Here is a 13499-nt window from a genome sequence, read left to right as displayed (position 1 = left end):
CGAAGGACGCCAAAATGGCTTCGATCTCGAAACAAAATGCCCTTGCAGGCAGAATGACTGCCTGCGGCGGACATTTTGCTTCGATATCTTTGCCATTTTGACGCCGCGAAGGTGCATTTAATAGGTCCTGACCCTAATGTGTCAAAATTAGAATAATTTCGCTGAACTACGGTTGAACGACCATATAACATTATTCAACGCAGCAAGCCAAGCGCAGCATAGGCTGCCTTTAACGTCGGCGCACTCAATTCGCGGGCCTTCGCCGCGCCTTTCGCCAATGCCGCGTCAATCTGTTCATGGTCGTCCTTTAGCGCGCTAAAGCGTTCCGAAATGGGGCGTAGATGTTCGACCACAATCTCTGCCAGTGCAGGCTTGAATGCCCCGAAGCCCTGACCGCCAAAACGCGTCAGCGTATCTTCCACAGTCTCGTTGGCAAAGGCAGCGTAGATGCCGACGAGATTCTTCGCCTCGGGCCTATCTTCAAGACCGGCGGCCTCCGATGGTAACGGCTCTGGGTCGGTCTTGGCCTTCTTGATTTTGCTTAAGATCGTGTCGGCATCGTCGATCAGGTTGATTCGGCTCATGTCGCTTGGGTCAGATTTGGACATTTTGGCGCTACCATCGCGCAAGCTCATGATGCGCGCCGTAGCTTTGGGAATGATGGGGTCAGGCAAGGTAAAAATCTCTGTGCCCTTGCCAAAATCGGTGTTGAATTTTTGTGCGATGTCGCGGGCAAGCTCCAAATGTTGCTTCTGGTCTTCGCCCACTGGCACATGCGTTGCCTGATACAGCAGCACGTCCGCAGCCTGCAACACCGGGTAGGTAAACAACGCAATGCTCGCGCCTTCGCGGTTCTTGCCGGACTTGTCCTTGAACTGGGTCATCCGGTTTAGCCAACCCATCCGCGCCGTGCCCGTCAGCAGCCATTGCAGCTCCGCATGGGCAGGAACGCGCGCCTGATTGAACAGGATTGCCTTATTGGTATCCAGCCCGCAGGCGAGCAACGCGGCTGCCATCTCGCGGGTGTTTGCGGTCAACTCCTCGGGCACAACTGGCATCGAAATGGCATGCAAATCCGCGAGGAAATACAGGCATTCCATTTCATCCTGCATCTTCACCCAGTTGCGGATCGCGCCCAGATAATTGCCGAGATGAAGGTTGCCAGTTGGCTGAATACCCGAAACGACGCGCATAGAATTTACTCGCTTGCAGAAGCCGCGGGCGCAATTGCACGCCTGCGGAAAAGGGATTTCAATTCGCTGATCCGGTACGCCCCGAACAGCAATATGGCCAGCGCATAGACCGCGCCGCCAGCGCTTACCAAACTAAACAAAACGGCAATGCGCCGCCATAAGCCCGTGCCAAGCTGGTCTTCGATACGTTCATTTCCGAAATAGAGCGCGACGCCCATAACGGCAGCCGCCAAAATTATGCGCCATGCCTTTTGCTTCAACCGCGCATCGACGGCGATATGGCCGCGTTTACGCAAAGTGAACCACAGCAACGCCACGTTGACCCAAGCGGCAATCGCGGTCGCCACGCCGACGCCAATATGCGCCAAGGGCCAGATCAGGATCAGGTTGCCGACAAGGTTGACCAGCATAGACCATAAGGCCAGCCGCAAGGGCGTTTTGGTGTCGCTACGCGCGTAAAATCCGGGGGTAAGCACCTTGATGAGCACATAGGCCGGCACGCCTGCCGAAAATGCCATCAGTACCGCCGCTGTCCCTTTTGTGTCGGCAGGCATGAATGCGCCATGTTCGAATATGCCATGCACAATCGGGATCGCCGAAACAATCAACGCGACCGTTGCGGGCATCGCGAAGAATAAGGCCAGTTCGACGGCGCGGTTCTGCGTGTCGGACGCGGCTTTACTATCTGCCCCGGCAATCTGCCGCGATAGTGCAGGCAGAATAGCTGTACCGATTGCTATGCCAATCAGGCCCAACGGCAACTGGTTCAGGCGGTCGGCATAATAGAGCCACGATACAGATCCTTCAGGAAGGAACCGCGCAGCCAGCGAGGTGGAAATTAACAGATTGAACTGGATTGCGCCTTGGCCAATCGCGGCGGGTGCAATCAAGGCCAGCATGAGCTTCACGTCGGGCGTCAGGCGCGGCAGTGTCAGTTTAAGATTAACGCCAGCGCGGTGACAGGCCCAGATGAGCCAAAGCAATTGCAGCGCGCCCGACACGGTAACTGCAACTGCTTGCGTTACCGCCGTTTCAACGGGATTATCCCCACGGAAGAAAATCAGCGCGATAATCATGCAGATGTTCAGCAAGATCGGCGCTGCGGCATTCACCCAGAATCGGTTCAGCGAATTCAATATGCCCCCAAGCAAGGATACCAATGATATCAGCGCCAGATAGGGAAATGTGATGATCGTTAAGTGCCGTGCCAGCGCGAACTTCTCCGGCCCGCCATCAGGAAAGCCGCCCGTCATAGCCCAGACAATAGGGCCAGCGGCCAGCATCATAAGGGCCGTGAACAGCACCAGAAACGGGAACAGTACCGACAGCACTTGGCTTGCAAAATTGCGCGCGGCGATCAGGCCTTGGTCGGCCTTTTCGCGTTCGGCCTGCGTCATTTTTTTGTTAAACAACGGCACGAATACCGCCGCAAACGCGCCTTCGGCAAAAAGTGCCCGGAACAGATTGGGTAAACGCCATGCGATCAGGAATGCGTCGGACGCGAGGCCCGCACCTACGAAGCGTGCCATCAACATGTCGCGCACCAGACCCAAGACGCGGCTGACCAAAGTCAGCCCCCCGATGGTAATGCTGTTTCGAACCAGGCTCATCTGTTCACCTGGTGCCGTCGGCTTCAGGCTTCGCCGGCAGGCTGCGTCTCTGCCATTTGTTGTGCTTGCGAAAGCTGCTGGATGTAGAGCGCGTTGAAGTCGATGGGTTCAAGCACCAGTGGCGGATAGCCGGCATCGCGCACAGCGTCCGCAACGATTCGGCGCGCAAATGGGAACATCAAGCGCGGGGCTTCACCGAATAAAAACGGGTGGGCTTGCTCTTCGCTGACATTACGCAGGCCAAACAAGGTGCCATAATCCAGCTCAACGGAGAATTGTACGCCATCGTCAGTCTCTGCCTTGATGGCAAGCCGTAAGGCGACTTCATGCACTTCGTCTGTAATGGCGTTGGCTTGAATGTTGACCTGCACATCAATTTGCGGCGCGCCTTCCCAGTTAAAGCTGTGCGGGGCGTGCGGATTTTCAACCGACAAATCCTTGATATACTGGTTCAACATGCCGACGGCGGGCGCAGTGTCTTCGCCATTTGCTTTTACCTTGTCGGAAACGATAGTGCCTGTTTCGTCGGCCATGATGTGTCGTGCTTTCTTGTTGGTTGCCACAGCCGTATTGATACGACCCCTTTATGGCCGACGCGCCTAGCAGGCGTGCCGTCAAAGGGCAATGATTGTTGCGCTTGTGCCATGTCCTTACCTGAGCGTGCATTTTTCTTTGGGCAAAGCCCTTTGAAACCCGTATCAATAGTGCCTATATGTTTTGATGTGGGAGCATGGCGATTAGTTTTCGCGCCGGGACCATGTTTAGTTTCTTGCCGGATGGAGGCGTTGTGACGTTTACTATTGTTTTGCTCGCTCTTGTTGCAGCTTTCTTGGGCCTTCGCCTTTACGCAGTGCTCGGCAAACGTACCGGACATGAACAAGAACCTGTGGCCCGCCGCCCTGTTGAAGCGAATACCCCGCCATTGTTGCGGCAGCCATCTGCTGGTGGTGATGCTGCGTCGGTTTTGCCCGCTACTGATCTGTCCAACGTCGATATGGCCGCGCAAAGCGGCATCAAAGCGATTGGTAATGCAGATCGCGGTTTTGATCTCGGCGCGTTCGTGGAGGGTTCAAAAACCGCTTATAAAATGGTGCTTGAGGCCTATTGGAAGAACGACAAGGAAGCGCTTCGCTTCCTGTGCGATGATGACGTTTATGCAAGCTTCGCCGAGGCGATTGATGGCCGGGTTGCGCGTGGTGAAACCCTCGAAAACCGCTTGGTCCGCATTGACGATATTCGCGTTGTCGACGCAAGTTACGATCACCCCATGGCCCGTATCTCGGTGCGCTTTGACGCCGACATTGCCGCGATGGTCAAGGATGCCGATGGAAATGTCATTGGTGGATCGATGACAGATGCGGTGGAAACGCATGATATCTGGACATTCATGCGCGACGTGAAATCGGGCGGCCGTAACTGGAAGCTTGACGAAACCGACTCGGTCTGATTCACCCGGGCGATGAAACGCGCCCTTTTCATTCTTGGTCTATCGGCCCTCACGCTCTCCGCTTGTGCAAGCGGGGGGATTCCTAATACTGGCCCCGCAACGTCGTCGGGTTCAACGGTGCCTGCACCGCCAGTCGCGGATATAGCGGCAACGCCTGCGCCGACGCGTGATATCACAACAGCGGCAGGACTTGGCGCGGTGCGCGGTCCGCAAATTACCACTTTGCAGGTTGATGCGCGCAAGGCGGCACTTGCGATGGATAGTTTCAGGACAAGTTGCCCCGGCCTTGTCAGCCGTGCCGACAATAGCGGCCTGACCCAAGGGAGCGACTGGGTCGCGGCATGCGACGCCGTCAAAACATGGACCAATGATGCCATTTCCTTTTTTGCAGAGCATATGGATGCGGTGCAGGTCGGCAACGGCAGGGCTTTTGCCACGGGCTATTTTGAACCCGAAATCGCCGGTTGCCGCACGCCGCAAGTTGGATGCGACGTTCCCGTCTATAAGCGCCCATCAGACCTGATTGATGTTGACCTTGGGCAGTTTTCCGATGAGCTCAAGGGACGCAGCATCCGGGGCAAGGTCAGCGGCACGAAATTTGTGCAATATGACGACCGAGCTGCGATAGAAAATGGCGCATTGGCTGGGCGCGGCCTTGAAATCGCTTATGCGTCCGATGTTGTCGAATTCTTCTTCCTGCAAATTCAGGGGTCGGGCCGGTTGAAACTGCCCGACGGCAATGTGATGCGCATTGGCTATGAAAGCCAAAATGGGCGTGGCTATACCGGCATTGGCCGGTTGATGCGGGATCGCGGGCTGATTACCGATGCCTCTATGCAAGGTATCGTCGCCTTTTTACACGCCAACCCCGAAGAGGGCCGCAAGATTATGCAGGAAAATAAAAGCTATATTTTCTTCCGCGAACTGACCGGCGCCGGTCCCTTGGGCGCGATGGGCTATCCTGTGGTGGGTGAGGCAAGCATTGCGGTGGACGTGAAATTCATTCCGCTGGGCGCGCCGGTATGGCTGTCGATGGACCGCGCAGAACCCAATGGTATTTGGATTGCGCAGGATACCGGCGGCGCCATCAAGGGCGCGAACCGCGTTGATACCTTCTGGGGCGCTGGCGACCGCGCGCGCGGTATTGCGGGCGGCATGGCGGCGCGGGGCACCGCGCTTGTTTTCCTGCCCAAGGCGGCGGTTGCGCGGCTGGGCCTGTAAATCTGGCATGGCGCGGCATCTCGACAGCACGGAAAAGTCCCTTTGGGGCAGGGTCATTGCGACCGTAAAACCGATGCATGGCGGCAAACCAAAGCCGGTGCCTGTTACGACCCCGTCGGCGGATAAGGCGGTGCTGGCGAAGTTTTTGAACGCCAAGCCAAAGCCTGTCCCTGCCGATACAAAGCCAAAACATACGCCCGTGCAAAGCAAGATTGCGCCTGTGCCCCAGTATCTCGACGGACATTGGGACAAAAGGATCACGCGCGGTAGCATAGTGCCCGACGTCAGCATCGATCTGCACGACGCGTCGCTTTCGCTGGCCTATAACCGTCTCGATGGTGCGTTGGAGCAGGCGATTGCGCAGCGGATGAAAGTGATATTGCTCGTAACCGGCAAACCGCGCGCGCATGATCGGGCAAGTGGCGAGGGCAGGGGCGCAATTGCCGCTGTTGTCCGCGACTGGTTGGCGGCATCGCGGCATGCGCGCCATATTTCGGCGGTGCGCAACGCCCATCCGCGCCATGGCGGTACGGGCGCGCTTTACATCATGTTGAAAAGCTAGGCCTAAGCTGCCAGCATTTTGAGCGTCACGCGGCGGTAAATCTCCGTGAGTGCGGCCAAGTCGGCAATCGCGACCGCTTCGTCCAACTTATGCATCGTTGCGTTGCACAGGCCAAATTCGACCACCGGGCATATTTTGGTCAGGAATCGGGCGTCCGAAGTGCCGCCCGTCGTCGATGCTTCGGGGGCGATGCCGACGACAGCCTCAACTGCGTCGGATATCGCCGCTGAGAACGCGCCAGGAGGCGTCAGGAAGGCCTCTCCGGATATCATGGCTGTTAGCATACCCCCATGGCGCTCAACAAGCTCACGGAGCCTTAAAACAAGCGCATCGCCATTTTGCAGATCGTTGAACCGGATCGACAATCGTGCTTCGACCTGTGCGGGAATGACATTGGTTGCCTTGTTGCCGACACTCAGGTCGGTAACCTCGATATTGCTCGCCTGAAACCAATCGGTGCCTGTGTCGAGCGTGATGGCTTCGATCTCGGCCAGAATCGCAATAAGCCTTGGAATTGGGTTGTCCGCCAGATGTGGATACGCGACATGGCCTTGCGTGCCCGCGACGGAAATCCACATGTTCACCGAACCGCGACGGCCGATTTTCATCATGTCGCCCAAGCGGTTGACGCTGGTAGGTTCGCCGACGAGGCAATAATCAGGGATGCTATCGCGTGCCTGCATATGGGTGATCAGTGCCCGTGTGCCGTGGATGGCAGGCCCTTCTTCGTCGCCCGTGATGATCAGGCTGATCGTGCCTGCATCCTTTGGGATGTCATGCAGCGCAGCAACAAAGGCGGCGATGCTGCCCTTCATATCGACAGCGCCGCGTCCGTGCAGCAAATCGCCCTTAATCTCTGGCACAAACGGGTCGCTAGCCCAGCCATTGCCGGGCGGCACGACATCGACGTGACCAGCAAACGCAAAGTGCTTTCCGCTTGCCGCACGAATGGCGAACAAATTTTCAACAGGCGCGCCATGTGCGGGGTTGGTATCGTCTTCGCCCGAAATAAAGCGTTCGACGGTAAAGCCCAGCGGAACAAGCATATCTTCAAGCGCGTCAAAAACCGGGCCAGTGGCAGGTGTGACGCTTTCGCAAGCGATCAGTCGTTGGGCATAAGCCAGTGCAAGGGCATCATTCATTAATCCGAGTCGTTACGGATTAATGCGCGCCAAAACAAGTCAGACGTCTGGCGCACGCAACGCCTTTTTTGTCAGCGCATCATTGCAGAACGCGGGCCAGTGCGTTTGACCAGCCAGACAAGCGGACGTCGCGCGCCTCTGCACCAAGCATCGGTGTAAAACGCGTTACTCCGCCCCGCATGCTGGCCGCATCCTCCAATGTGGGGAATAGTCCGCAACCAACCGCCGCCAGCATGGCTGCGCCAAGTGCGGTGGTTTCGACAAAGGCGGGGCGTTCGACATCAATCGCCAGCATATCTGCGAGGTCCTGCGCCATCCAGTCATTCGCCACCATGCCGCCATCAATGCGCAATTCGGCCCAATCGGCACCATCGGCGGCAAAGGCGGTTTTGAGGTCATAGGTCTGATGCGCCATCGCCTCCAGCGCAGCGCGGGCGACATGCGCCTTTGTGGCCGCAAAGCTCAATCCGCTGATCGTGGCGCGGGCATCGGGACGCCAATGCGGTGCGCCTAGCCCCGAAAGCGCAGGCACGAGGTAGACGCCGCCATTGTCGGGCACGCTACGCGCCAGCGGCTCGGTTTCGGCGGCAACTGCGATCAGCCCCAGATCATCGCGCAGCCATTGCACAAGGCTGCCCGCGACAAATACCGACCCTTCCAACGCATAATGACGTTCACCATTCAATTGATACAAAATCGTTGATAGCAAGCGGTGGCGGGACTGGCGCAATGTGGTCCCGGTTTGCGTCAGCACAAACGCGCCGGTGCCAAAGGTCGCCTTCGTCTGCCCGACGGCAAAGCAACCTTGCCCTATGGTTGCGGCTTGCTGATCCCCCGCCATGCCCGAAATGCGGATCGCGCCGCCGAAATGTTCCGGCAATGTTGTGCCAAGGTCGCCTGCGCAATCCGTGATCTCTGGCAATATGTCGCGTGGAACGCCGAACAGGTCCATCAACCCGTCATCCCATCCGCCGCTACCAATCGCCATGAGCGCGGTGCGTGCGGCATTGCTGGCGTCGGTGATATGGCTTCCGCCCGTCAGCCGATAGACGAGGTAGCTTTCAACTGTGCCGACCGCCAGATGCGCGCCCGCGTCCTTCAACTGCGGCCAATTTTCGAGCGCCCAACCGATTTTCGATCCCGAAAAATAAGGGTCAAGCAACAATCCGGTCTTCGCCTGAACCACGGGCTCTTCGCCTTGCGCCTTCATCGCGGCGCAAATTTCCGCCGTTCGCCGGTCTTGCCATACAATGGCGGGCGCGAGTGGCTCGCCGGTGCGCTTGTCCCAAAACACCACAGTCTCGCGCTGATTGGTGATGCCGATGCTGGCGATCCGGTCCGCACCCCCTGCCTTGGCCACCATCGCTTGCGCACAAGCAAGCGTCAGGTTCCAGATTTCTTGCGCATCATGTTCGACAAGGCCAGGTTGCGGATAATGCTGCGTTAGCGTGCGCTGGCAACTGTCCACGGCGCTACCGTCCGCTGCAAACAATACCGCGCGGGTTGATGTCGTGCCTTCGTCAATGACCAATATATATTCGCTCATGCTTCTGCCGCGCGCATTGCGCGTCCCTCCTTGGACAAAATGAATATCGCGCGGTTGCCGAAAATTAGGCGGTTGACCGCAAGCGCCACCAGCACCGAGCTAACCAGCACAAAGACCATGACGTCAATATAATGCAGCCAAGGCAGGCCAAAATGCTGATAAAATGTCTCGCCCACATACAGCGTGTCGGGACGGTAGAGTATGAAATTGTGCAGCGCATAAATGCCAACACCGTAAACGAGCCCGACTATCGCCGCCCGCGCATCGACATTGCGGAACAATAGCCCGGCGATAAAGGCAGACAAGATAGGCATCGACAACAGGCCGTTTAGTTCCTGCAGCAAGTTGATGATGCTGCTCGCGCCAGCATATAAAGGCACAAGCGCAATCGCGACGATGCTTGCGCCAATGCCGACCACGCGGTTCAGCGTGATTGCGCTGGTCTTTTGATTGATAAATTTGCGATGGAAATCGACCGTGTAGAGCGTGATCGTCGCGTTCAGAACCGCCGAAAAAGTTGTGAGCACAGCCGCTGCAATCATCGCGGCGAACATGCCGCTGGTCCAACTGGGCAATACTTGCGCGACCACCATGCCATAGGCCCGGTCGCCGACATCGCCGAACAATTTGAAGGCGACGACGCCGGGGATGACGACAATCGGCGGGATGATGAGCACGCGAACAATCGCGGCGGCCATGACCCCTTTCTGTGCCTCGCGCACCGTCGGCGCGGCCAATGCCTTTTGCGTGATATTCTGATTGGTGGACCAATAAAATATCTGAATGAAAATCATTCCTGTAAATAAAGTGTGGAATGGAATGGGCGAATCCAAGCTGCCGATCATCGATACACGTTCGGCCGGAACGCCGGTAAACAGGTCGAAATTGACCGCTGCCAAGGCCAAAATCACCACCGCCAGCGCCAGCCCCAATATGCCAACGCCGCTATAGGTATCGAGCACTGCGACCGCGCGCAGCCCGCCCAATATCGCATAAGCCGCGCCAACGACCGCAAAGATGCTCGCGATGACGATGACGGGCATTTCGGTGCCAAAGACCGACTGCATGAACAACGACCCGCTATAGATAACTGCGGGCAGGAAAATAAAGATATTGCCGATGATGAACAGCGCCGAAATGACGGTGCGAATGCTGCCGCCATTATATCTTTTTTCCAATAATTCCGTCACCGTCGTGCAATTGTTACGATAGTAAATGGGCACAAAGACAAAGGCCAAGATCAGCAACCCGACAAACCCCGCCAGTTCCCACCATGCGAGCAACAGCATTTGATTGCCATTCATACCCACCAATTGATCGGTGGAAAGATTGGTGAGCGTAATCGCGCCCGCCACGAAGAACCAGTTCAGCCCGCCGCCAGCAAGAAATATGTCTTTGTCGGTTTTGCTCTGGTCGCCATCGGCGTGATTTTTCCCACGCACCTTGGCCCAAGTGAACACAGCAATGAGGACCATAAGGCCCACAAAAATACCGAATTGAACGGCCGATTGACTGGCTTCGAACATCGCAATCCCCCTTATTGTTTTATGCGTCAAATTGCTCTGCGCTTTTGTTGGTTGCGAAACTAGAGCATGTGTTTGAAAAGGCAACGCGTCTGATGCGCGCGATTGTTGCAACTGCGCCCGAGGGAGAAAATATTTTGCGCCACATGCGTTTTGATGCGCCAGATAGCTGCTTGATATTGGCCTGCGCCAAGGGTGCGCCTTTGTCGGTGTTATATTGGGGTGCGGCCTTGCCCTTGGGCGTGGATGGTGCCGATTTGGAGCGGCTGTCCGAACGGCAAGGGATGCACGGCGTGGCGGATATGTCCTTGCCTTTGTCCTTGGCGATGGAGCCGGGGCTTGGCCATCCGATGTTTCATGGCTTTGCCGCGCATCGGGCGGGCAAGGATTGGGGCAGTGTATTTGCCGTCGCCAAGGTCGAACCGCGCGACCACGGCGCGAAGGTCATTTGCCGCGACGAACGCACGCGGCTTGGGTTGGAATATGAGATTGATTTTGATGGGTGCAGCGGCGTGCTGCGCATCCGGTCAACATTGACCAATTATGGGGCAACGCCGCTTGATCTAAACGACATGATGACCGCGTGCCTGCCTGTGCCAGACATAATGACCGATATTATCGGCTTTACGGGACGTTGGACGCAGGAGTTTACGCAAGGGCGGGTGGCGCGCAATGCAGCAACCTATTTGCGCGAGAACCGCAGCGGGCGGACGTCGCATTTCAGCTACCCCGCTATCTTGCTGGCCACCGCCAATACCCATGAAAGCGCTGGCGAGGCCTATGGTTTTCATCTGGCGTTCAGCGGCAATCATCGCCTGCGCGTGGATTCGCTCACCGATGGGCGGGTGTTGACCAGCCTTGGCGCGTTGCTTTTACCCGGCGAAGTGCGGCTCGCGCCGGGGGAGAGTTATGCAAGTCCTCAGATTGTCGCGGCTTATAGTGACAGCGGGCTCAGCGCGCTCAGCCGCAAATTCCACGAATATGTGCGGACAAAATTGCTGCGGCCTGAAACGCGGGCCAAGCCCCGTCCGGTGCATTACAATAGTTGGGAGGCGGTCTATTTCGATCATGATATCAATAAGTTGAAAGAACTCGCGACCCGCGCCGCGGAGATTGGTGTGGAACGCTTTGTCTTGGATGATGGCTGGTTTGGTGGCCGCCGCCATGACCGTGCGGGGCTGGGCGATTGGACCGTATCGCGGGACGTTTATCCCGATGGGCTTGGTCCGTTGGTCGATCATGTCACGGGCCTTGGCATGGAATTTGGGCTGTGGTTCGAACCCGAAATGGTCAGCCCCGACAGCGACCTGTACCGCGCGCATCCCGATTGGGTATTGGGCCTGGAGGGCGTCGAACACGTGCCGTTCCGGTCGCAATTGGCGCTGGATATAAGCCGTCCAGAAGTTGCCGATTATCTGTTCCATGCGATCGACGCGATGTTGCGCGATCATGACATAAGCTACATCAAATGGGACAACAACCGCGACCTTAGCCATCCCGGCGGGCAAGGCGGCACAGCGCGCGCTCTTGCCCAAGTTCAGGCGCTTTACACGTTGCTTGACCGCGTCCGCAGCGCGCATCCGCAGGTCGAAATTGAAAGCTGTTCCTCCGGTGGCGCGCGCGCCGATATGGGCGTTTTGGCGCATAGCGACCGTGTGTGGACGTCCGACAGCAATGACGCGCTAGACCGCCAAGTAATCCAACGCGGGGCCAGCTTTTTCCTGCCTCTCGAAGTGTTAGGTTGTCATATAGGGCCCGCAAAATGTCATGTGACGGGACGGCGGCTATCGATGGAAATGCGCGCGGCGACGGCATTTATGGGGCATATGGGGCTTGAGCTGAATTTGCTGACCGAGCGGGCGGCGGACCTTGATATGCTCAAAAACGCCATAGATTTGCATAAAAAACACCGTTCTTTGCTGCATACAGGCGACTTATATCGTTTGGACAGCGCGCCGCAGTTGATCGCCAGCGGCGTCGTTGCGCGCGATAAATCCGAAGCAATCTATTCGCTCGCTTATGTCGCCAGCGATGCCAAGGTTTTGCCGGGGCGTTTGAAGTTTGATGGTCTTGATCCGGAGCGCCAATATAGGCTCCAGCTTATATGGCCAACCAATTGGCAGGCGGTGAAAGGACCGTCGGCGATTGAAACGCTGAACCTGACCGGCGCGGGCGCAATATTCAGCGGCGCGGCATTGATGCAACATGGGTTGCAATTGCCGCATGCCTATCCCGAAACCTGCTTGCTGTTTCACGTCGCCGCCATCTGAAGCGCTTCAACGCGGTCGCGCCAATGATCATCTGCGTCAGTCGAACCTTTAGTGGGGCCATTGGTTTATATAGGTCTGACTGCGCCCCATATCCGGCATTGGGTCAGGACCACTTAAATCGAGCTTCGTGGCGTCAAAATGGCAAAGATGTCGGAATTAAGTGCACCGTCACGGTAATTCACGGTAATTCAACTCAACAGTGCGCCGTCCACAACATCATCGTAATTCCAAGAACAACCGCTGCGAGCGCACGTCGATGATACCTCCATCGCGCGTCAGTATGTCCTGGCCGATAACGCCGTCGATGGTCACCCCGGCAGCTTGCTGGATAGCAGTGACTACATAGCCCAGGTCCGTGACTGAAATTTCTGGCTGCGGAACGGCGACGGTACCGAGACTCAAACTCCGTATCGGAACCGTTTGCAGCGAGATTTGCCCGCCAGCACCCGTTCCGGTGATCGAGGCACCCGTTTCGGTAAGGCCGAATTTGTTGCGGTTGGCGCTGTGTACGACAGACGCCCCTGCGCCGGAATCGAGAACAAAATTGCCCCTCACACCATTGAGTGTTACCTCAATCGTTTCATGGCCTGTGCGCAATTTCGTCAGGGCAACCACCTTATATCCGTTCGCAAGAAGCGTCTGTTCGAGCGAGAATTCCGGATGGTTTGGTTCTGGTTGCTGTGCTTCAACCTGAGGAGGTGTCACCAACAGGACCCACGCAACCAGCACCATCATCGCGACACGCATAACATCTCCTTAGATCTTCAAAACTAGTCTTTTATTATAGCTCTCCTTCTGTCGGCGCAAGGCCAATTACGAATTACGGAATTACGGTGATGTTGTGGACAGCGCGCCGCAGTTGATCGCCAGCGGCGTCGTTGCGCGCGATAAATCCGCAGCAATCTATGCGCTCGCTTATGTCGCCAGCGATGCCAAGGTTTTGCCGGGGCGTTTGAAGTTTGATGGTCTTGATCCGGAGCGCCAA

11 protein-coding genes are annotated in these 13499 nt (G+C 56.9%); 4 read left to right on the top strand and 7 right to left on the bottom strand.

The features are described 5' to 3' along the window. Nucleotides 1–194 precede the first annotated feature (194 nt). The 3 genes from trpS to secB are packed head-to-tail and all read right to left on the bottom strand — an operon-like array spanning nt 195 to nt 3336. Nucleotides 195–1193: a tryptophan--tRNA ligase gene (gene trpS, locus HEQ34_RS13340; RefSeq protein ID WP_296201303.1), complete on the bottom strand. Its 999-nt coding sequence runs from the start codon at nt 1191–1193 to the stop codon at nt 195–197. A 5-nt stretch (nt 1194–1198) separates the two neighbouring features. After that, nucleotides 1199–2803 carry a murein biosynthesis integral membrane protein MurJ gene (gene murJ, locus HEQ34_RS13335; protein WP_296201302.1) on the bottom strand — a complete coding sequence of 535 codons (1605 nt, stop codon included), beginning with the start codon at nt 2801–2803 and terminating at the stop codon, nt 1199–1201. Between the two features lie 23 nt (nt 2804–2826). Beyond that, a complete protein-coding gene (secB, locus tag HEQ34_RS13330; protein WP_296201301.1) occupies nt 2827–3336 on the bottom strand; it encodes a protein-export chaperone SecB in 510 nt (169 codons plus the stop codon). 254 nt (nt 3337–3590) lie between these two features. Between secB and HEQ34_RS13325 the strand changes: the two genes are divergently transcribed. Genes HEQ34_RS13325 through HEQ34_RS13315 form a run of 3 tightly spaced genes read left to right on the top strand, consistent with a single transcriptional unit; the run spans nt 3591 to nt 6033 of the window. Continuing rightward, nucleotides 3591–4250, top strand: coding sequence for a Tim44/TimA family putative adaptor protein (locus HEQ34_RS13325; protein WP_296201300.1), 660 nt, complete (start codon nt 3591–3593; stop codon nt 4248–4250). 12 nt (nt 4251–4262) lie between these two features. After that, nucleotides 4263–5471 carry a murein transglycosylase A gene (locus HEQ34_RS13320; RefSeq protein ID WP_296201299.1) on the top strand — a complete coding sequence of 403 codons (1209 nt, stop codon included), beginning with the start codon at nt 4263–4265 and terminating at the stop codon, nt 5469–5471. 7 nt (nt 5472–5478) lie between these two features. Beyond that, nucleotides 5479–6033 carry a Smr/MutS family protein gene (locus HEQ34_RS13315; protein ID WP_296201297.1) on the top strand — a complete coding sequence of 185 codons (555 nt, stop codon included), beginning with the start codon at nt 5479–5481 and terminating at the stop codon, nt 6031–6033. Between the two features lie 2 nt (nt 6034–6035). Here HEQ34_RS13315 and dapE read toward each other — a convergent pair whose 3' ends face one another. From dapE to HEQ34_RS13300, 3 genes are all read right to left on the bottom strand, one after another. Beyond that, nucleotides 6036–7175, bottom strand: coding sequence for a succinyl-diaminopimelate desuccinylase (gene dapE, locus HEQ34_RS13310; RefSeq protein WP_296201296.1), 1140 nt, complete (start codon nt 7173–7175; stop codon nt 6036–6038). Nucleotides 7176–7254: 79 nt separating this feature from the next. After that, a complete protein-coding gene (locus HEQ34_RS13305) occupies nt 7255–8721 on the bottom strand; it encodes a glycerol kinase (RefSeq protein ID WP_296201295.1) in 1467 nt (488 codons plus the stop codon). Then, nucleotides 8718–10247 (bottom strand): SLC5 family protein, encoded by a 1530-nt coding sequence (locus HEQ34_RS13300; protein WP_296201294.1) that lies wholly within the window; start codon nt 10245–10247, stop codon nt 8718–8720. The genes HEQ34_RS13305 and HEQ34_RS13300 overlap by 4 nt, the downstream gene beginning before the upstream one ends. Before the next feature lie 92 nt (nt 10248–10339). Here HEQ34_RS13300 and HEQ34_RS13295 point away from each other — a divergent pair, with 92 nt between their 5' ends. Then, nucleotides 10340–12514 (top strand): alpha-galactosidase, encoded by a 2175-nt coding sequence (locus HEQ34_RS13295; protein WP_296201293.1) that lies wholly within the window; start codon nt 10340–10342, stop codon nt 12512–12514. A gap of 216 nt (nt 12515–12730) precedes the next feature. On the opposite strand, the gene HEQ34_RS13290 is transcribed toward HEQ34_RS13295, so the two are convergent. Further along, nucleotides 12731–13261, bottom strand: a complete 531-nt coding sequence (locus HEQ34_RS13290) for a retropepsin-like aspartic protease (protein WP_296201291.1) — start codon at nt 13259–13261, stop codon at nt 12731–12733. Between the last annotated feature and the right edge of the window lie 238 nt (nt 13262–13499).

Source organism: Sphingorhabdus sp. (genome assembly GCF_023910635.1).
Lineage (GTDB): Bacteria > Pseudomonadota > Alphaproteobacteria > Sphingomonadales > Sphingomonadaceae > Sphingorhabdus_B.
The sequence above is the reverse complement of the archived record's forward strand: the minus strand, read 5'-3'. Positions and strand labels throughout refer to the sequence as shown.